This is a genomic window from Bradyrhizobium sp. CFUWI, from assembly GCF_056429085.1.
Genome location: NZ_JBWJZE010000013.1, coordinates 1 through 19,221 on the forward strand (window position 1 = coordinate 1; position 19,221 = coordinate 19,221).

Annotated in this window: 20 protein-coding genes and 1 pseudogene; 11 read left to right on the forward strand and 10 right to left on the reverse strand. The window is 64.6% G+C overall.

Annotated features, from left to right (window positions below; genetic code table 11):
* Nucleotides 1-300 (forward strand): annotated as a pseudogene (locus AC066S_RS25730) (hypothetical protein); the annotation flags it as partial.
* A 278-nt stretch (nucleotides 301-578) separates the two neighbouring features.
* Here the strand turns inward: AC066S_RS25730 and AC066S_RS25735 are convergent.
* From AC066S_RS25735 to AC066S_RS25745, 3 genes are all read right to left on the reverse strand, one after another.
* On the reverse strand, nucleotides 579-1,091 hold the full coding sequence (locus tag AC066S_RS25735) for a Phasin protein (RefSeq protein ID WP_167767691.1): 513 nt from the start codon (nucleotides 1,089-1,091) through the stop codon (nucleotides 579-581).
* 312 nt (nucleotides 1,092-1,403) lie between these two features.
* The gene (locus AC066S_RS25740) at nucleotides 1,404-2,588 is read right to left on the reverse strand and encodes an extracellular catalytic domain type 1 short-chain-length polyhydroxyalkanoate depolymerase (RefSeq protein ID WP_478271024.1); all 1,185 of its coding nucleotides are present in this window, start codon (nucleotides 2,586-2,588) and stop codon (nucleotides 1,404-1,406) included.
* 3 nt (nucleotides 2,589-2,591) lie between these two features.
* A complete protein-coding gene (locus tag AC066S_RS25745; RefSeq protein WP_478270939.1) occupies nucleotides 2,592-3,011 on the reverse strand; it encodes a CopG family transcriptional regulator in 420 nt (139 codons plus the stop codon).
* Nucleotides 3,012-3,724: 713 nt separating this feature from the next.
* On the opposite strand from AC066S_RS25745, the gene AC066S_RS25750 reads away from it, so the two are divergent.
* Together AC066S_RS25750 and AC066S_RS25755 are read left to right on the forward strand one after the other, a co-directional pair.
* Entirely contained in the window at nucleotides 3,725-4,006 is a 282-nt protein-coding gene (locus AC066S_RS25750) for a hypothetical protein (protein ID WP_126258884.1), read from the forward strand.
* Nucleotides 4,007-4,039: 33 nt separating this feature from the next.
* Complete coding sequence (locus tag AC066S_RS25755; RefSeq protein WP_126258883.1) at nucleotides 4,040-4,270, forward strand: hypothetical protein; 231 nt, start codon at nucleotides 4,040-4,042, stop codon at nucleotides 4,268-4,270.
* Nucleotides 4,271-4,440: 170 nt separating this feature from the next.
* On the opposite strand, the gene hydA is transcribed toward AC066S_RS25755, so the two are convergent.
* Genes hydA through AC066S_RS25780 form a run of 5 tightly spaced genes read right to left on the reverse strand, consistent with a single transcriptional unit; the run spans nucleotide 4,441 to nucleotide 9,218 of the window.
* Nucleotides 4,441-5,862 carry a dihydropyrimidinase gene (gene hydA, locus AC066S_RS25760; protein ID WP_205680508.1) on the reverse strand — a complete coding sequence of 474 codons (1,422 nt, stop codon included), beginning with the start codon at nucleotides 5,860-5,862 and terminating at the stop codon, nucleotides 4,441-4,443.
* Entirely contained in the window at nucleotides 5,862-6,593 is a 732-nt protein-coding gene (locus AC066S_RS25765; RefSeq protein WP_126258881.1) for a maleate cis-trans isomerase family protein, read from the reverse strand. The genes hydA and AC066S_RS25765 overlap by 1 nt, the downstream gene beginning before the upstream one ends.
* Before the next feature lie 9 nt (nucleotides 6,594-6,602).
* Nucleotides 6,603-7,379, reverse strand: a complete 777-nt coding sequence (locus AC066S_RS25770; RefSeq protein ID WP_478270940.1) for an ABC transporter ATP-binding protein — start codon at nucleotides 7,377-7,379, stop codon at nucleotides 6,603-6,605.
* Nucleotides 7,379-8,230 carry an ABC transporter permease gene (locus AC066S_RS25775; RefSeq protein WP_135170818.1) on the reverse strand — a complete coding sequence of 284 codons (852 nt, stop codon included), beginning with the start codon at nucleotides 8,228-8,230 and terminating at the stop codon, nucleotides 7,379-7,381. The genes AC066S_RS25770 and AC066S_RS25775 overlap by 1 nt, the downstream gene beginning before the upstream one ends.
* Nucleotides 8,214-9,218 carry an ABC transporter substrate-binding protein gene (locus tag AC066S_RS25780; RefSeq protein ID WP_478270941.1) on the reverse strand — a complete coding sequence of 335 codons (1,005 nt, stop codon included), beginning with the start codon at nucleotides 9,216-9,218 and terminating at the stop codon, nucleotides 8,214-8,216. Before AC066S_RS25780 ends, AC066S_RS25775 begins: the two co-directional genes overlap by 17 nt.
* A 199-nt stretch (nucleotides 9,219-9,417) precedes the next feature.
* Between AC066S_RS25780 and AC066S_RS25785 the strand changes: the two genes are divergently transcribed.
* Nucleotides 9,418-10,128, forward strand: a complete 711-nt coding sequence (locus tag AC066S_RS25785; protein WP_135170816.1) for a GntR family transcriptional regulator — start codon at nucleotides 9,418-9,420, stop codon at nucleotides 10,126-10,128.
* 2 nt (nucleotides 10,129-10,130) lie between these two features.
* On the forward strand, nucleotides 10,131-10,880 hold the full coding sequence (locus AC066S_RS25790; RefSeq protein WP_478270942.1) for an aspartate/glutamate racemase family protein: 750 nt from the start codon (nucleotides 10,131-10,133) through the stop codon (nucleotides 10,878-10,880).
* Here AC066S_RS25790 and AC066S_RS25795 read toward each other — a convergent pair whose 3' ends face one another.
* Nucleotides 10,881-12,269 (reverse strand): amidase, encoded by a 1,389-nt coding sequence (locus AC066S_RS25795; RefSeq protein WP_478270943.1) that lies wholly within the window; start codon nucleotides 12,267-12,269, stop codon nucleotides 10,881-10,883.
* 88 nt (nucleotides 12,270-12,357) lie between these two features.
* Between AC066S_RS25795 and AC066S_RS25800 the strand changes: the two genes are divergently transcribed.
* The 4 genes from AC066S_RS25800 to AC066S_RS25815 are packed head-to-tail and all read left to right on the forward strand — an operon-like array spanning nucleotide 12,358 to nucleotide 16,221.
* Nucleotides 12,358-13,452: an ABC transporter ATP-binding protein gene (locus tag AC066S_RS25800; protein ID WP_478270944.1), complete on the forward strand. Its 1,095-nt coding sequence runs from the start codon at nucleotides 12,358-12,360 to the stop codon at nucleotides 13,450-13,452.
* Between the two features lie 24 nt (nucleotides 13,453-13,476).
* Nucleotides 13,477-14,523 (forward strand): ABC transporter substrate-binding protein, encoded by a 1,047-nt coding sequence (locus AC066S_RS25805; RefSeq protein WP_135165491.1) that lies wholly within the window; start codon nucleotides 13,477-13,479, stop codon nucleotides 14,521-14,523.
* Between the two features lie 19 nt (nucleotides 14,524-14,542).
* Entirely contained in the window at nucleotides 14,543-15,406 is an 864-nt protein-coding gene (locus AC066S_RS25810) for an ABC transporter permease (protein WP_135165492.1), read from the forward strand.
* The gene (locus AC066S_RS25815) at nucleotides 15,406-16,221 is read left to right on the forward strand and encodes an ABC transporter permease (protein ID WP_164718759.1); all 816 of its coding nucleotides are present in this window, start codon (nucleotides 15,406-15,408) and stop codon (nucleotides 16,219-16,221) included. Before AC066S_RS25810 ends, AC066S_RS25815 begins: the two co-directional genes overlap by 1 nt.
* Here AC066S_RS25815 and AC066S_RS25820 read toward each other — a convergent pair whose 3' ends face one another.
* A complete protein-coding gene (locus tag AC066S_RS25820) occupies nucleotides 16,222-16,557 on the reverse strand; it encodes a hydroxyisourate hydrolase (protein WP_478270945.1) in 336 nt (111 codons plus the stop codon). It lies immediately after the preceding gene.
* 26 nt (nucleotides 16,558-16,583) lie between these two features.
* Between AC066S_RS25820 and AC066S_RS25825 the strand changes: the two genes are divergently transcribed.
* Together AC066S_RS25825 and AC066S_RS25830 are read left to right on the forward strand one after the other, a co-directional pair.
* The gene (locus AC066S_RS25825; protein ID WP_478270946.1) at nucleotides 16,584-17,780 is read left to right on the forward strand and encodes an MFS transporter; all 1,197 of its coding nucleotides are present in this window, start codon (nucleotides 16,584-16,586) and stop codon (nucleotides 17,778-17,780) included.
* Nucleotides 17,767-19,128: an amidase gene (locus AC066S_RS25830; RefSeq protein ID WP_478270947.1), complete on the forward strand. Its 1,362-nt coding sequence runs from the start codon at nucleotides 17,767-17,769 to the stop codon at nucleotides 19,126-19,128. The genes AC066S_RS25825 and AC066S_RS25830 overlap by 14 nt, the downstream gene beginning before the upstream one ends.
* Nucleotides 19,129-19,221: the final 93 nt, after the last annotated feature.

The following is a 19,221-nucleotide window of genomic DNA, read 5'->3' on the forward strand; positions in this document are numbered from 1 at the left end:
CAGGCTGGCTTTGATGATGTCAATGTTGCGACCGTATCCAAGCAAATTAGCTTTCCCTCGGCGCTGGATTACGTCCGCTTCCAACTCACGGCGACCCCGATGGCTGCACTCTTGAAGGACCACGATGGTCCCGGGCGTGAACGCAAGATTGCCGCCATCGCACACGACGCCGCTACTCGCCTCGATCCCGCTATTCTGGCAAACGGCCGGCTCACATTCCCGCAGCAATCTTTCGTAGTGACGGCTCGCTCCACTGAGGTCGGCTGGGGGTCAATAGCGCCGGTTTCGGGTACCATGTGACCGACATCCTCGACCAGATGGAGCCGGGCAAACGCCACGTGCCGCGCCGCGACTGATCGGTCGATGACCGGATAAACCTTCACGCCGGATTCTAACGAGATACAGGAGGCCCTGATACTGAAGCTGCAACTGCGCTGCCCCTGGAATAAGAAGCGCTTTCCTCAGCGGCCGCCCTCAACTGCTTGGGCCGGAGAGCCAACACCCGTCCAAATGCGCGCGCGCCAGACGGTCGCTGCGCGGGCGTGAGGTGCATTTTCGTCCATCCTGACGGCTTGCAGTTATCGTCCCAGGAGAGCCGTGAGCTCTCGAGGCGGCTTGATGCTCCAGAACGAATATGCCGCCAGTTCTTTCGAATGCTCGGCGAACATATCGACCCGTCTGCTTGTAAACTCCGTAATGACGCCGAAAAATTCAGTTGGTGACCTGATCGTCGCAAGTCTCAGGCCGAATTCAAAAGCAAATTGCGCGTTGGCCCCGGCTATCTCAAGAAGCTTCGTTTGATACGCCTGCATGTCTGCCGTCGCTGGAGCAAAGCCTTTCGTTGGATCGCTATCCGTCATTCTCTGACTGAGGTCGTCTACTAAGGCATCGGCCCGACGCTCAATGACAGAAACCTCGTGTTTAGGATCATCATGAAGCTCAGGAGGCGGTTCGATCGAGTCTGCCGCAGCAGAGTGAAGTAAATTCTCTTTCGGGCTTTTAACAATGGCCTGCTTGTTCCGTTGGGCCCGCGCTGCCATTTTCGGATTGCGGGCGCGTTTTGGCGCTGCCGCTGGTTTGCGTTTGCTCATCTGACGCTCCAAGAAAATGGGGGTGCGACCACAACGGTCATTCCTGAAAGGACAACAGGCTTGGTGACGTGGGGTTCCAAGTCCGTGCTGTTGGTCCCGCATGAACTGAGATCAATCGCACGTTCTACGATGTCGACCATGATTTTAGGTAGCAACTCCAACCAACAAACGCTTAACTGGGCGACCCTCCTTGAATGCTTTAGCCGCCGCCGCGCCCGCGCTGGCGGATAGAGACCGGCTTCGGCGACGCCAAATTGATCCGGAAACTCGGCGATGTGCTCGAGGACGACGTGAGCGCCGTGTGAAGCCAGACTACCCACCGAGCGGATGTTCGAGGAAGAAGCGCAGCATTTCCCTGGTCGCATCCGGCCCTTGCGGATCAGTGTAGGATCCGGCGGGGCTGCCGCCTGACCACGCGTGTCCGGCGCCATTGATGTTCCAGTGTTCGGAAATCGCCCGACCGGCCCCGTCGATCAGGACGGTGCGAGTATAGGCATGGCCGTGGGGTACGCGTCCGCGAAGCACCTTCGTCGTCAGGCTCGTTGCCCTGGCGGACTGCTCGATAATCTGATCGCCATTCTTTGGATTCACCGTTGTGTCGCGATCGCCATGGAAAACGATAGTCGGCACAGAAGTGTCCGCGATTGCCATGGAGCCGCCCCCCTGCCGCATGGCGACGAACGCGGAGGGAAGATCGCTCGCGGCTCCGCACGCGAGGCCTGAATGAATACCGACGGCCGCATACAGGTCGCTATACGTTGCGCCCATGATGGCGGCGGCGGCCCCGCCGGCCGACAGCCCCGCGACGTATACGCGCTTCGGATCGATCACATGGTCGCGCATGATCTGGCGGGTAATGCCGGCGATTATCGAGGGCTCGCCCCCGCCGCGGCGCTGGTCGCTCGTGCGAAACCAGTTCCAGCACTTCGACTGGTTGGCTCCGCTCGGCTGCTCAGGATAGGCCACGAAGCAATTCTGCTCTTCCGCCAGGAAGTTCATCCGGGTGCCGGCCGCGAAATCGTCCGGCGACTGGGTGCAGCCGTGAAGCATGACGATCAGGGGAAGCCGTTGTCCCTGATAGCGGCTTGGGATGAACAGCTTGTAGGTCCGGCTTCCCGCGGCGTTACTGAACTTACCGGCCATAAACCGTGTGCCCTCGGGCACGATGTCCGATGGGGACAAAGGAGCGCGTGTGATCGGACTTCGCATGCGGAGCCCGGAAACATCCCGCATGCCATCGAGCAGCAAGGAGCGTCTGCGTCCCTGACCAGAGCGGGCCGGCGCAATCTGCGGGGCTTCCCGCTCGTCGACAACGTTGGCCGTGGCGTCGATGGTAAGCGGATCGCACCGCGGGAGCTGATCCTGAGTGGCGCTGCGCGAGTCCGGTCTTGGAGCTCTACCGCCCTGGAGCATGCGCTGCAACAGCGCGGTGGCTTCGACCAGTTGGCCGGCACGCGTGAGGCGGGTTGCTTCGCGGACTATGTCTTGATTCAGCATCATTCACCTTGTCCTGTCGGCGAGAGCGGCCTTGACCGCGGGAGTGGCGTGAAGCGCCCCCAGCACCGAGACCGACGCGATTGTGGCGCGAGCCAACTCCGGGGTGACGTCCTGGGCGATGGTGGCCAAGCCCAAAACATTGATCTGCAGCATCTCGCCGGCGCGCCGCGCCGCTTCGAGATCCTCGCGAGTGTAGTTGCGGAGCCCGAGGTCCAGGTTCTTCCGGGCCGTGGACTGTCTGACCACCTCTATGTGTCGCTCGAGCTGGTTGCGGATTGCTGTCCGGATGAAATCAGTCCGGTTCGAATAGAACCCTTCCTGCACCATGAGATCGACATGACCGAGGTCGACATAGCCAAGGTTGATCGTGATCTTTTCTGTGTCGGGGACCTTGGGTCGCAGTTCGTGAACGTTAGCGGGCATAGCGGAACATCCATTCACCATCCGACTGGATGATGTCTGGATGTTATCTGGATGCTCGCGGGCACCTTTCAAGGGGAGCCATTCAAATGATCCTGGACGAGCATCTCGCGTGGGTGGGCCGTCTCACGTCGAGAGCGGTCGCCGCCTCGTGAAGGCCAGACAAATTCCTGGCGAAACTAGCTCCACGCGGCGTTGCGGGACGTCTCTGGCTTCTTCTTGCGGCTAGGAGGCTTTCGAATGGGGTCCGCTTGTCCTCTTTATGTCCTTCTCGGAAGTTGCCGGTATAGGCGGTTATTCTCACGTGAATGAAGCCTCCATGGCAGGGCTCCCTGGACGCGGCCAACAATTTCAAATTAGGACAGCGGTGCGCCTTTGGTCGGATACACGGCCTAACCTTTCCCATGCAGGCGGGTATGTTCGGCGGGCGCGACAGGGCCTTTGTTATTCGCGGTGAACTAACAAAGGAGATCACCGCTTGGCATATCAGAGTGCACGATGAGGTGCACACCGCCGCGGGTGATGACTAAGATGCAGGTCCGATCCTTAGTGGACCGTGTTTCTTCTGCCGACAGCGCCGAGTCCTCGCGTGCGTGCCGATTGCAGCACTGACACTTCGCGAAACATCTCGCGGTGCACTTACGGAACAACATTACATCTGGGAAATCGCGGAACGAATCGACTTATCAGTCTTTCTCTGACCTCGGGAGGTGCCCATGACTTCTCAGGCCATAGAAGGCGCATGTGCGTTCGCTTGGCGGAACTACTTGCTGCTCAATAGTGGCATCAGTGAAGACGATAACAGGCGTTCCGCCCTCTTTCGCTACATCACCAATCTTCGCGATACCGGCGAATATGATTTCGACCTCTTGCAAATAGCAGCGGTCGCTTACCTGAAAAAGCTGGACGAACTGCATGACGATCGACGCGCTAGACTCGCGGCAGATCAGGCTTTGGCCGAACGGTCAGCATCACGTGGTGCACAACCTGGCACCTAGCTTTGGGGTTAATCACCGGAGAAGGAGCAAGCCATGGCAGACAACACCACTAACTCAGACCGTCTCGCACGCGACGCCCAAAAGCGCACAACCGCAGCGACAGAAATCGGTATGATTGCCTTGAAGCCAATTATGCACTTTCAGGTCTCAATGCTGAGAATGTGGGCCGACAGCATCGAAAGGTTTGCGGGCAATTACGAAAAGGGGTTCGAAGAAACCGCCACCGCAGTCGAGAAGCAGTCCGACAAGGATCGCGCCGCATAGATCAACGCAATCGTTCGGTGGAGTCGGAGTTAGGTCAAAGGCTGCCCCTGGGAGCTCGCATCACCGTGGTCGGCTCACCTACCGGAAGCGACGACCCGGCGCTCTGAGCCATGGTCGGGCCGTGAAGCTGCGTTGCTGAAGGACGCGCGGCCGCTCCGCGAGTTGTCGCGTCACACCAGGCTTGACTTGCCCCGGCTCAGCACCTCGCCCGCGCCCTTGTCGCCGACGATCTTGCCCTGCTCGTACACCACCCGCCCCCGCGCGATCGTCGTGACGGGCCAGCCGGTAACGTCAAAACCCTCCCACGGCGTATAGTCCGCCCCGTGGTGCAGGTCGGCTTGTTGAATCTTCTTGGTCAGCTTCGGATCCCACAGCACGACATCCGCGTCAAAGCCGACGCCGATCGAGCCCTTGCGTGGATAGAGGCCGTAGATTCGCGCATGGTTGGTCGCGGTCAGCTCGACGAATTTTTGCAGGCTGATACGTCCTTTCGAGACGCCCTCCGAGAACAGGATCGGCAGCCGCGTCTCGACGCCGGGGATGCCGTTCGGCACCCAGCGGAACGAAGTGCGTGCATTCGGCGTCAGCTTGCCCTTGGGATCGTCATAGCGGAACGGGCAATGATCGGATGAGAAAGTCTGGAACACGCCCGTCGTGATGCCCTCCCAGATCGCCTGCTGGCTCTCGGCATCGCGCGGCGGCGGCGAGCAGACATATTTCGCGCCCGTGATGTCCATGTTGAGGCCCTTCATGTCATCGGCCGTCAGCGTGATGTATTGCGGACAGGTCTCCGCATGAACCGGCAGTCCGCGCTGCTGCGCCCAGCGCACCTGCTCCATCGCCTCGCGCCCGGAGACGTGGACGATCATGATGGGAACGCCGATCACCTCGGCATGGCTGATGGCGCGGTGCGTCGCCTCGCGCTCGACCGCCTGCGGTCGCGAGGTGCCGTGATAATAGGGCGCGATGTGGCCTTCGCGCTCCAGTCTGTTGGTAAGGAAGCGGATCGCGTCGTAGCCCTCGCAATGGACCATGACCAGCGCCTCCTCGCGGCGCGCCACCTCGAACACCTCGAGCAGCTGCTTGTCGCTGAGCACGAGGTCGTCATAGGTCATGAACACCTTGAACGAGGTGTAGCCGTCCTTGACCAGGGCCGGCAGTTCCTGCCCGAGCACGACCGCGGTCGGGTCGGAGATGATGAGATGAAACGCCGTGTCGATGTAGCACTCGCCCTCGGCGAGCTTGCGGTAGCTCTCGACGCAGGTGCGGAGCGAAGTCCCCTTCTCCTGGAGCGCGAAGGGTAGCACCATGGTGTTACCGCCAGCGGCGGCCGCGCGCGTTGCCGAGGCAAAATCGTCGGCCATCACCACATCGGGGCCCGAGGGTTGCGAGATGTGAACGTGGCTGTCGATCCCGCCCGGCAGCGCGAGCAGGCCGGTCGCGTCGATCTCGCGGGCCGCGCCCTCGATGCGATCGGCAATGCCGACGATACGGCCGTCGCGAATGCCGATATCGGCGCGAAACTCGTCGCTGGCGGTCACGATGGTGCCGCCGCGAATGGCGAGATCGAGCTGTGTCACAGGAGTCTCCATCACTTGATGACCGCTGATGTCTTGAATATTCGGCCCCACCCTGCAAGAGCCCTGATGTCGCCGCCGGCAAGCTCAAGGGTCCGCCACAGCGTTACCGCGACCGAGTCGAGCACGGCGATGTCCAGCTCCCGCTCCAGCGTGGCCGCCAGCGCCGCGCCGTCGAGATTGGTGCAAAGGATGACGATCGCGTCGGCCCCCTCCGCCGCCACGGCGCGGATCATGCCGGCGATCGTCGCAGGCGCGACCTCGCCGAAGGAAAAATTGTCGCGCAGGCCGAGATGCCGCTCGGCATGCGGGGGGATGCCCTCCTCCGCCCAGACATCGCCGATCCGCCGCTGCACATCATCCGTATAGGGCGAGACGAGACCAACGCGCCTGGCGCCGAGTGCGCGGCCGGCCTCGATGCAGGCGAGCGTCGAGGTCGTCGCGGGCACGCCAGTGCGTTCCGTAATCGCCTCGCAAAGGCTCCTGTCCCTGCCGATGCCAAGCCAGCTCGCGGAGGTGCCGTTCCAGGCGATGGCATCGACCTTGGCGTCCGCCAGTAGATCCGCCGCGGGCAGCATCACCGAGGCGTCGAACTGACTCAACGCGGCCGCGTCGAGTGCAATCTCCGTCACGCGGAAGCGCGAAAAATGCGCAGTAACGTCAGGAGCGCCGGCCAGCATGGCGCTGGTGACGGGCTCGAGCACCGAATTGGAGGACGGCGTGATCATGCCGAGACGCTTGCGCATGCCGAGATCTTACGACGCCTGCGCCAGGCGCGTCGACTCCTCGCGGATCAGCGACAGGATGCGGCGCTTGGCGTCGTTGAACTCGGGGCTGGTGATATCGCGCGGGCGCGGCAGGTCGAAGTTCACAGCGTCGCGAATCCGGCCCGGACGCTTCGTCATCACCACGATCTTGTTGCCGAGCACCAGCGCCTCGTCGACGCTGTGGGTGACAAAGACGATAGTGCAGCGACGCTTCTGCCAGATCGCCACCAGCTCTTCCTGCATCTCCAGCTTGGTCTGGGCGTCCAGCGCCGCGAACGGCTCGTCCATCAGGATGACGCTCGGGTTCATCAGCAGGGCGCGCGCGATGCCGACACGCTGGTTCATGCCGCCGGACATCTCGGACGGATGATGATGCTCGAAACCGCGGAGGCCGACGAGATCGATGAACTCCATCGCACGGTGGTGCCGTTCGGCCTTGGCGACGCCCTTGAGCTTGAGATGGAAGGCGATGTTGTCGATCGCCGTCAGCCACGGCATCAGGGTCGGCTGCTGGAATACCACGCCGCGGTCCGAGCCGGGTTGCTCCACTTGCTTGCCGCCGACCAGTGTCCGCCCTGACGTTGCCTGCTCGAAGCCGGCGATGATGTTCAGGAGGGTCGACTTGCCGCAGCCGGACGGGCCAAGCAGGCAGACGAAATCATTGGTTTCGATGTCGAGATTGATGTTGTCCAGCGTCAGCAGGTCGCGGCCGCGCCGCTTGTCGGAGAACACCTTGACGATGTTGCGAAGCTCGATTGCCGCCATCAGCCCGCCCTGCCCTGCACCGTGGTTGTCTGCTGCCAGCGCAGTGTGCGGGCCATGATCGCCTTGAGGCCGAGGTCGGAGAGATAGCCGAGCAGCCCGATCGAGATCATGGCAGCCAACACGATGTCGTAGCGCAGGAAGTAATAGGAATCCCACAAAACGTAGCCGAGGCCGCTCTTCACCGCGACCATCTCCGCGGTGACCGTCAGCATCCAGGCCGACCCGACCGCGATGCGTAGCCCTGCGAAGATCGAAGGCAGCGCGGCCGGCAGCACGATGTCGGTCAGCATCTGCCGTCCGTTGGCGCCCATCATCGCGCCTGCGCGGACCAGATTATGGTCCACGGTCTTCACCCCGTGAATGCTGTTCATCAGCACCGGAAAGAAGGCGCCGAGAAAGACCAGGAAGATCGCCGGCTTGTCGGCAATGCCGAACCAGATGATGGCGAGCGGAATCCAGGACACCGGCGGGATCGGACGCAGCATCTGCAGCGTCGGCTCAAGCGTCTTCTCGAACAGGCGCGACCAGCCGATCGCGACCCCGGCGAGGATTCCGAGCAGGCTTGCCAGCGCAAAACCGCCGAAGACACGAAGAGCGCTGGCGAGCGCGTCGCGCAGCCAGTGGCCGGAATAGGTCTGCGTGGTCTCGTCGAAGCCGAACACCCAGTCGCCGAGCGCATGCAGCACCGCACTCGGCGCCGGCAGCAGCGCGGGCGGAAGCATGCCACTACGGGCAAACGCCTCCCAGCCCGCAATCAGCAGCGCGGGGACGACCAGGCGTTCGAGCCCCTGGAACGCCCGCGTCAGCCGGAACGCTGGCCTCGCGGGCGAGACGTCAGTAACCGAGGTCATTCTTGGCCTTTCCCGTGGCCTTTTCCAGAAACGAATAGTCCATGTTCTTCTCCGCTTCCGCGGCGACGTCCTTCGAGATGTACTTGAGATCACGCATCATCGCGGCGATCGCGAGCGTCTGTGAACGATGGATCGCGGGATCTGGCGAGGCATTCTTCAGCGCTTCGGTCGCCACGTTCTTGTCGAGGCCGGTGAGCTTGTTGATGACCTCGATCCACGGCGCCTTGTCGGCGATCAGCTTGTTGTCGAGCTCGACCACGGCGGTGACGACGCCCTGCACGCCGGCGCGCTGGCTCGCGATCACATCCGAGCGGGTCACGATCAGATTGGTCAGGTTGCCGGCAGCCTGGTCGTAGGGCAGCACAAAATGCTTGCCGGCACCGGCAAGACGGATCTGCGAGGCGAACGGCTCGACCGAGCAGATCATGTCGACCTCGCCGCGCTGCAAGGCGGCGAGATGATCGGACGGGTTGGGGATGTTGATGAACTGGATGTCCTTGTTGGGATCGACGCCCTGCTTCAGGAACGCGCCGCGCATGTGGATGTCCTGCGCGTTGCCACGGGACGCCGCGACCTTCAGCGGCTGGCTGTCGTTCTTCGCCTTGACAACCGTCGCTTTGAACGTGGCCCAATCGTCGGGCGGAAGATTCAGCTTCGCGGAGGAGAGGCATTCCGAGCCGCCATTGATCTGGCCGGACACGGCGACGACATCAAAACCCTTGTCGAGCGCGGTGATGTAGTGGAGGTAAGTGACCTGAGCGACATCGATGCTCTTCGAGATCAGCGCCGTCAGCACGTCATTGCCCGAGTTGAACCCGGTGGCCTCGACCTCGACGCCCTTCGCCATGCCTGGAATCAGCGACATCGGCAGGCAGTGCGCGCATTTGGCATAGCCGAGCTTGATCTTCGGGGCTTGCGCGATGGCGAAATCGCCTCCGCCGAACATCGCCGCCATCACCACGAGGCCCAGTCGCAAACTCGTCCGCATCGCTTACTCCGTTTCGAAGGCGCGAGATCCCGCGCGTCTTGCTGGGATCATCGGTCGGGCTTCGCCGCAGTGCAATCCGGTTTTTGCATGCTGCATACAATTTGCGCGATATGCCATTGTTTTCAGCGCGATGCGGCGATATTTTGAGCAAGTCAAAGGGCCAAAAACGGCTAGGATGAACTGAAGCAACGAGGCGCGCGTGGAGCAGAAGTCGGAAACCCCGAAGGGCCGAAAGTCGCCCAAACTCAAAAGGATGGGCCTGCACGAGCGCGCCGCCGCGCGGATGCGGACGATGATCATTCGCGGCGAGCTGCCGCCGGGATCGCAGACCCAGGAGACAAAGCTGTCGAAGGAGCTTGGCGTATCGCGCACGCCGCTGCGCGAGGCGATGAAGGTGCTCGCCGCCGAAGGATTGATCGAGCTCCGCCCCAACCGCAGTCCGCGCATCGCCGACATCGCAATCGAGGGCATCTCGGAATTGTTCGAGGCCCTCGCCGGCATCGAGCGGCTGGCCGCAGAGCTTGCCGCGGAGCGCGCCACCGAGCGCGATCTCGCTCGCCTGCGAACACTTCAGACCCGCATGGAGGGCCATCACCGCAACGGCAAGCTCGACGAGTATTTTGCCATCAATGGCGAGATCCACAACGCCATCGTCCGCATGGCCCGCAACACGCCGCTGCGCGAGGCGCACGAGACGCTGATCTCCCGCGCCGAACGCGCGCGTTACCTCGCGCTCGGCGCCGACCGGCGCTGGAGCAATTCGGTCGACGAGCACGCCGGCATCCTCGCCGCCCTCGAGGCGCGCGACAGCGAGGCCGCGGGACGCCTGCTCGGCGCCCATGTCCGCCAGACCGGCACCGCGCTGCTCGAGACGCTCGCCCTCTCGAAACCCAAGCTGACTGCGGCATGACCATGAAGCTGCTGCTGCTCAACCCGAACACCAGCACCGCCGTCACCCAGTTGATGATGGAGGTCGGCCAGCGCGCCGCCGCGTCCGGCACCGAGCTGGTCCCCTGTACGGCCTCGCGGGGCGTGCCTTATATCTCCACGCGCACCGAGGCGCAGATCGGTGGCGCCATCGCGCTGGAGATGCTGGCCGAGCAGCACGGGAAGGTCGATGCGGCGATCATCGCAGCCTTCGGCGATCCCGGCCTGTTCGCCGCGCGCGAGACGTTCGATATTCCCATGGTCGGCATGGCCGAGGCGGCAATGCTGACCGCTTGCATGGCCGGCCGCTGCTTCGCCATCGTCACCTTCGCCCAGGCGCTTGGCCCCTGGTACGAAGAATGCGTCCGCGACCACGGGCTGCGCGAGCGCTGCGCCGGCGTCCGGATGCTCGATACGCCATTCAAGGCGATCTCCGCTGTCGGCACCGAGAAAGAGGATCTGCTCGTTGAGCTCGCCCAACGTGCCGTCATCGAGGACGGGGCCGATGTCCTGATCTTTGCGGGCGCACCGCTTTCGGGGCTCGCCGAGCGCGTCGCCGACCGGATCCCTGTCCCCGTCGTCGATCAGGTCGTCGCCGCCGTGAAACAAGCCGAAGCGCTGGTGGCACAACGGCTGCGCAAGGCAACCGCGGGCACGTTCCGTCGGCCCGCCGCCAAGCCCACTATTGGTCTTGCCGACGCGCTCGCCGCCCGGCTCGAGCATCGCGATCGCTGATCAGAGAGGCGGCCGGCGATGCGAAAAACCCAGTTCGTTCTCGATCATACGGCCGAAGGCAAACAAGCGGGATTCGCTTCCCGGTGGCGCGATGATCTGGATACCGAACGGCAGCTCATTCACTCCTCGCCGCGCCGGCAAGGTCAGGACCGGGAAACCGACCAGCGACACGATGAAGGTTACGGCGAGATAGTCGATCGGCGTCTCCAACTGCATGCCGTCGATGGACATGACGTCACTGATCTCGTTTGGCCAGGGGAAGACGGAAGCGGCCGGCGCGACCAGGAAATCGGCACGGCCGAACAATGCGCGAAAGCTGCGATAGATGGCCGTGCGGCGGCGCTCTGCGTGGAGATAGTCCTCCGCGGACAGGTTTGCGCCGGCCTCGATGTTCCAGATCACCGTCGGCGTGAGCTCGGCACGCCGGGTCCTCAGCAACTCGCCATAGCTGCTCGCGATATGCGCGGCGCGCAAAGTGCGAAAGGTCTCGATCGCCCCGCCGCAATCGGGCGAGGCCTCCGCCACATCGGCAACCCGCGCGAGCGCCTTGCAAGCTTCGCCGAAGCGCACACGAACATCGCGCGCAACCGGCGCGACACCGAAATCGGGCGTGACTGCGATCCGCGGACGGCCCGCAAGCGGCCGATCGTCATTGCCGACGCCAGCAGAGAGCGGATCGTAAGCATCAGGTCCCGCACAGACCGACAACGCGAGCTCGAGATCGTCGACGCCGCGGGCGAGAAAGCCATGGCTGGCCAGCATGTCCCAGCCGAGCGGCCGACGCGGCGACGGGATGCGGCCGGGCGTCGGCCGGATCGAAGCGACATCGCAAAAGCTCGCAGGCGTGCGCACCGAGCCGCCGAAATCGGTGCCATGGGCCAGCGGCACCATGCCGGCCGCGACTGCGACAGCGGAGCCGCCGGACGATCCACCGGAGGTCAGCGCGGGATCGAACGGATTGCGCGTCGGCCCACGCAATCTGTTGGTGCAGACCGCACCGAAGCCGAATTCCGGCGTGTTGGTCTTGCCCAGAATGATCGCGCCGGCGCGCCGCAGCCGCGCCACCACGAGATCGTCCTCGGCCGGGACGTGATCGCGAAACAGCACCGATCCGTACGTTGTCGCAAGCCCCGCGGTGTCGGTGAGGTCCTTGATCGCTACGGGCACGCCATGCAGCGGCCCGATCGACGCGGGTGCGGCATCGCAGATTTGCGCGGCGCGGCGGGCGCCCTCGGCATCCACGGTCACGAACGCCGCCAATTGCGGATCGTGTTCCTCGATCCGCCCGAGATGCGCCTCGACCGCCTCACACGAGGACAGGTCGCCCTTCGCAATGGCGCGCGCAAGGTTTGCAGCGGTGAGGTCGCAGATCGATGGCTTGGGTGTCATCGCACCACCATGCCAAACCTCGCATCGAAAGGCGAGCGCGGCGGGCACGAGACTTGCTTTCTCCTCCGGGGCAACGGGAGGCAACACCATGGTTGAAGCGCAAGGCGGACGTTCGCTCGTCGTCGACGCCGTCACCCACCGGTACCCGAGTGGCGCGCTCGCAGTCGAGAACATCAATCTCGACATCAAGGGTGGCGAGATCATCGCGCTGCTTGGACCCTCCGGCTGCGGCAAGACAACGCTCTTGCGCATCATCGCCGGCTTCATCGCGCAAAGCCAGGGACGTATCATCATCGGCGACGACATCGTCGATGCGCTGCCGCCGAACAGGCGCGCAGTCGGCATCGTGTTCCAGAACTACGCGCTGTTTCCGCACCTGTCGATCAGCGAGAACGTCGGATACGGCCTCGCCGCCCGCGGCATCGACAAGGCGACGCGCCAGCGCGAAGCGCAGCGCCTGCTCGAGCTGGTGCAATTGCCGGCGATGGCCGAGCGGCTGCCGCGCCAGCTCTCCGGCGGCCAGCAGCAGCGCGTCGCGCTCGCCCGCGCGCTCGCGATCAAGCCCTCGATCCTGCTGCTCGACGAGCCCTTTGCGGCGCTGGACAAGAATCTGCGGCTCGACATGCAGATCGAAATCAAGCGGCTGCAACGCGTCTCCGGCATCACCACGCTGATCGTGACCCACGACCAGGAGGAGGCGCTGTCGATGGCCGACCGCGTCGCCGTGCTCAGCCACGGCAAGCTCGAGCAATTCGGGACGCCGTCCGACATCTATGACCGACCGCAGACGCTGTTCGTGAACACCTTCGTCGGCTCGACCAACCGCATGCCCGGTGTCGTGGTCTCGGCCGATCGCACCGCTGCAAAGGTGCGGCTCGATGCCGGCGCCGAGATTATCGCACGGCCGGCGGCGGCCAGCCTCGCGGAGGGCGGCCGCGTCACCGTCTGCATCCGGCCCGAGCATCTGCAATTCGTCGCCGACGAGACCGGCTTTGCCGGCGTCGTCGGCATGTCACTGCCACTGGGGGCCACCGTCGTGCACGAGGTCACGACCGCCGACGGCTCCGGCGTCAAGATTTCCCAGGCGCGCATCGGCGCTACGCACGCACTGGAGAGCGGCGCTGCGGTGCGCCTCGCCCCGCTCGCCCCATCGCTCGCCAACGCCTTTCCCGCAACGCTTTAGATCCAGTCCAGAGGGAGTTCGATCATGATCATGAACCGCCGAAGCCTGATGACCACCGCACTGACACTCGGCGCCATGAAGGCGTTTCCGGGATTGAGTTTTGCCCAGGCTCGCCCGCTGGTGTTTGCGACCTTCACCGGAAGCTGGGAGGAAGCGCACAAGGCCGTGCTGGTGCCGGCCTTCCGGAAAGCGAACGCCGATGCGGCGATCGTGCTCGACCCCATGCTCTCGGTCGACCAGATCGCGAAGGTCAATGCCGCCAAGGCCAACCCGCCGATCGACGTCATGCTGCATGATCCCGGTCCTGCGCTCGTCGCGATCGGCCAGGATCTGGTCGAGCCCTACCCGGTCGAGAAGAGCGCCTATTACAAGGACCTGATCAGCGAGGCGCAGGAGCCGACGGGCCCTGCCCCGTTCTTCCAGGTCGTCGGTCTCACCTACAATCCCGAAGCGATCAAGACCCCGCCGACCTCCTGGGCCGACCTGTGGAAGCCCGAGTTCAAGGGCCGCGTCGGCATCACCAACCTGAACTCGACGCTCGGCACCGGCTGGCTGGTCGAGATCGCCAAGATGCGCGGCGGCTCGGAGGCCAATGTCGACCCCGCTTTCAAGGCGCTGGAAGAGCTGAAGCCCAATCTAGCCGCGGTCGCCGCCAATCCCGGCGCGCTCGCGACCCTGTTCCAGCAAGGCCAGATCGACATCTCGCCCGGCAATTTTAACGCCATCCAGATCCTGAAAGCGCGCGGCGTGCCGGTCGAGTTCGTGGCGCCGAAGGAAGGCGCCATCGCCTTCAAGACCACGATCCACATCGTCAAGAACTCGCCGAACCGCGAGCTCGCCTTCAAGCTGATCGAGGCCGCGCTGACGGCTGAGGTGCAGACCACGCTGATGAAGCCGCCCTACCTGATCGTGCCGACCAATTCCAAGGTCGCGATGAGCGGCGAGATCGCGCGCGTGCTCGCCAAGGACACCGCCGAGCTGAAGCAGAAATTCGTATTCCAGGACTGGAAGAAGATCAACGAGCAGCGCTCGGCCTGGATCGAACGTTTTAATCGCGAGATCAAGATCTAAAGCCACGAAGGTTTGAGCGATGGGCGCGGCGCCTGCATCACGCGACGTGACGTCTTACGGGATGGGATTGGCGGCGCCTCTGGCGCTGTTCTTCCTGATCTTCTTCGTGGCGCCGCTGCTTCAGCTGCTCTGGCTCTCGCTGCACAACGACACGGCCGGGCTCCATTGGGGGCTCGGCCAATACCTGCACTTTCTCACCGATCCCTTCAGCCTCAGCGTGCTCGGCTCGACGCTGCTGCTGGGGGCCGAGGTGACGGCCGTCTGCCTCGCGCTCGGCTTTCCCATCGCCTGGCTCTACCAGCGGGTCGGACCAAAACTCCAGACCATCATCATCCTGATCGTGCTGCTGCCGCTGCTCACCAGCGTCGTGGTGCGTACCTTCGCCTGGATCGTCATCCTGGGCCGGCAGGGCATCATCAACGCGACACTGCAATCCCTTGGGATCATCGATACGCCCCTGAAACTGCTCTACACCCAGTTCGGCGTCGTGATCGCGCTGGCGCAGGTGCAGATGCCGCTGATGACATTGCCGCTGATCACCGCGCTCGGCAGGATCGACCCCAATCTCGACGATGCCTCCTGCTCGCTCGGCGCCGGAAGCTGGCGCACCTTCTTCCGGATCGTGCTGCCGCTGTCGCTGCCCGGCGTCATCGCCGGCTGCACGCTGACCTATGCCGCCGCGATTACGGCCTTCATCACCCAATCGCTGATCGGCGGCGGGCAGATGCTGTTCATGCCGATGTATCTCTATCAACAGGCCTCCACGCTGCAGAACTGGCCGTTTGCATCGGCGATCTCGATCATTTTCCTGCTCGCCGTGCTCGCGGTCGTCTCCGTCTTCACCACGCTCGGCCGCCTGTCGCGCGGCTATGGAGGCGCGTGATGGCTGGCCGCAAGCGCACGCTGGAATCGTTCAGTTTCGAACTGGTGATGACGGTGATCGCGCTGATCGCTCTGGTCATCATCATTTCGCCCTCGCTCGTGGTCCTGATCGTCTCCTTCACCAGCGGCTTCTCGCTGCGCTTCCCGCCGCCCGGCTATTCGCTGCGCTGGTACGCCGAGCTCTGGGATGCCTGGCAGTTGCATTTCGCGGCGAAGAACAGCCTCATCGTCGCGCTGTGGGCAACCGGCCTGTCCGTCGTGCTCGGCGTTGCCGCCGCGCTGGCGATCTCGCGCTCGCCGACGCTGTCGGCGCGGCTGCTCGATTCCTTGTTCATGTCGCCGCTGGTGCTGCCGGCGCTGGCTTTTGGTTTGGCCGCGCTGATGCTGTTCTCGCTGGTCGGCCTGCCGGTCTCGCCGCTGACGCTCGTGATCGGCCACACGGTGGTCTGCGTGCCCTATGTCGTGCGCAACACGGTCGCCGCGCTCGCCCAGCTGGAGCCGACCCTGCTGGAGAGCTCGGCGGTGCTTGGCGCCAGCCGCCTCTACACCTTCCGGCGCATCGTGCTGCCGCTGATCCGGCCGGGCATCATCGCCGGCGCCTTCATCGCCTTCATGTCGTCCTTCGACAACGTGCCGGTCTCGCTGTTTCTGCGCGATGCCGCGACCGACATGCTGCCGATCCGGATGTGGCAGGACCTCGAAGGCAAGCTCGACGTCACAATCGCAGCGTTGTCGGGCGTGCTGATCATCGCGACGGTCGCGCTGGTTGCGGTCATGGAACGCGTCACGGGCCTGTCGCGGCGGCTGACCAATTGATCAGGCGCCGCGGAACAGCGAATAACCCCAGCGCGTGAATTTCAGCGGCAGATGAAAATGCTCGTCAACGTTCTCGATGCGAAAGCGGAACGGCGTCACGGTCAGGAAGCCGTCGCTGCCGCCGAAGAACTCGCCGAGATCAAACCTCACCTCGTACTCGCCTGCCGTCACGCCCGCGCCTTGCGCGACGGCATGATCGAGCACGCCGTTGGCGCCGAGCCTCCCGTCGGCGATGCGCGCGGAGTCCGGATCGATCCGCCATATCTCGACGCGCAGCCCCTTTGCCGGGCGCCCGCTCGCCACATCGACCGCGTGAATGGAAATGCCGCCTGCCACGTTGTTCCTCCCATGAGCAAGCCGCCATGGTAGACGGAAACGCGGCCGTTCGGCCAGCACCCGCATTGCTGCCGGCCCTTGGCGCGATGACCTTGCTGCAGGCCCTCGTTGCGCTTGCCTTGTTCGCGCCTGGCGTGGTCGCGCCGCGCGCCCATATCGAGGTCTGGCAGCTCTCGATGTTCTCCTGCGCTGTGTTCGCCGTCGGCATCCCGGCCTCGTTCTGGGGCGGCGGCTTCATCGCGCGGGCCGGCTCGCTGCGGATCGCGAGCCTGTGCGCGGCGGCCATCGTCGTCGCCATGGCGCTGGCCGCGCTTGGATCGACCGCCGCCCTGCTGGCCGCAGGCATCTGCCTCGGCCTTGCGATGGGGCCAGAGACACCGGCAAGCGCGGCGCTGCTGGCGCGGCTCGTGACCGCCGAGCGGCGCACCTTCGTGTTCTCGGTGCGCCAGACCGGCAACCAGATTGGCGCCGTCTGCGGCTCGCTGGCCCTGCCCGCGATCGCCATCGCGTTCGGGCCAGCCTGGTGCTATGCGGTGGTGGGCCTCTGCGCGCTGCTGGCGATCGTTCTGTTTGAATGGTTGCGACCGGCCTACGCCGTCAAGCTCGTCCCGCCCCCGAAGCTCGATCTCCGCGCGCGGCTGGCGCTGATGACGGCGGACCGGCGCATCGCGATGCTGGCGCTGGCCTCGATGCCGTTCAGCGCGATGCAGGTGTCGCTCAACACGGTGTTCGTCACGCTTGGCACCCGCGAGCTCGGCCTCAGCCATATCGAGGCCGGGATGGCGCTCGCCTGCGCGCAAGCCGGCGGCCTCGTCGGTCGGCTCGGCTGGGGATTTGTGGCGATGCGGCTCGATGCCTCGCGGACGGTGCTCATCGTCATCGGTGTCGGCATGGCCTTCTGCGCCGCGCTGCTCGGCCTCGACGGCGGATCGCTCAGTCGCAGCTGGCAGTTCGCGATTGCGGCGCTGTTCGGCTTGACCGCCTCGGGCTGGAACGGAGTCTTCATTGCCGAGATCGCGCGCCTCGCTCCGCAAGACCGGATCGGCGAAACCACCGGCGCGGTGCTGACGGCGTCGTATGCCGGCCTATTGGCGGCGCCGGCGCTGGTGTCGATCCTGGATGGTGTGGCCGGCCTCGGCGCGGCATTCCTTGCCTTGGCGTGCCTTGCCCTCTGCGGCACGGTGGCGCTGTTCTGGGGAGGCCGTGACAATGCCGGCGTATAGTGCCCGCGAGATCGCGGCCGATGTCGCAGCCGGGCGGACCAGCGCCGTCGAAGCCGCACAGGCCGCGCTCGCCCGCATCGAGGCAGCCAAGGCGTTGAACGCAGTCGTCACGATCGATCCCCTGCGCACATTGGCCGACGCGGCGGCGGTCGACGCGCGCCTGCACGCCGGCGAGACGATGCCGCTGGCCGGCGTGCCCATCGTCGTCAAGGACAACATCTGGGTCGGCGGCTGGCGTGTCACGCAGGGCTCGCGCCTGTTCGCCGATTTCGTCGTACCGCGCGACGCCATCGCGATCGAGCGCCTGCGCAAGGCCGGAGCGGTCGTCGTCGGTATCGGCGCAACATCCGAGTTCGCCTGCAAGGGCGTCACGACCTCGCAGCTTTACGGGCCCACACGCCATCCGCGCGATCCAACGCTGACGCCCGGCGGCTCATCCGGCGGTCCGGCCGTCGCCGTCGCAGCCGGGCTCGTACCGCTTGCGATCGGCACCGATGCGGGCGGCTCCAGCCGCAGGCCGCCCGCCCATGTCGGCGTCGCCGGCTTCAAGCCGTCTTATGGCGCGATCCCCTATGGGCCCGGCTTCGCCGAACCGTTCTTCGGCCTCTCCGTGATCGCGCCGATCGCCACTGACGTTGCCGATGTCGCGCTGGCGTTCGAGGTCATGGCCGGTGCCGATCCGCGCGATCCGGACGCCGCGCACGTCGCGCAGGATGCCGATGATATCGCCGGCTTGCGCATCGCGTTCTCGCCGCGCCTCGGACTCGATGTCGCGGTCGACGATGTCGTCGCGAACGGACTGGTTTCGGCCGTTGAACACATCTCCGCCGGAGGCTTGCAGATCATGCAACGCGATCCGGTCTGGCCGGCGGGTGCGACGGAAGAGACCATCATGCCGCTCCAGCATGCGGGCCTTGCCGCCCTCTATGGCGACGCCTTCCGCAGCGACCCAACTGTCTTCGATCCTGATATCGCCAAGCAGATCGAGCGCGGCCTGTCCTGGTCGGGCGCCGAAATCGCCCTCGCGCTCGGCGCGAGCGCCGCAATCGCCAGCGCGTTTGCGGCATTCTTCGGCGAGGTCGATCTGTTGCTGGCGCCAACCGTTCCATGCGTCGCGTGGCCACTGACACGGCTCGGCCCGGACATAATTGGCGGGAAGCCAGCGAGCCCGCGGTCGCACGCGGTGTTCACGCCCTTCGTCAATCACGCTCGCCTGCCGGCGATTTCGATTCCGTGCGGGTCGGATCGGAACGGATGTCCGTTCGGCCTCCAGATCATTGCCGCGCGCGGACAGGACCGCACCCTGCTTGGAGCAGCGCAACAGATTGAGGCCCTGCTGCGAACATAGATCCTGTGGCCGGATGCTTCTTCAGAAAGTCTGCTCCGGTTAGCTGGTTAGCTGGGGTGAGCCGGATTCACGATCTCGGTTATCCGCGTATCG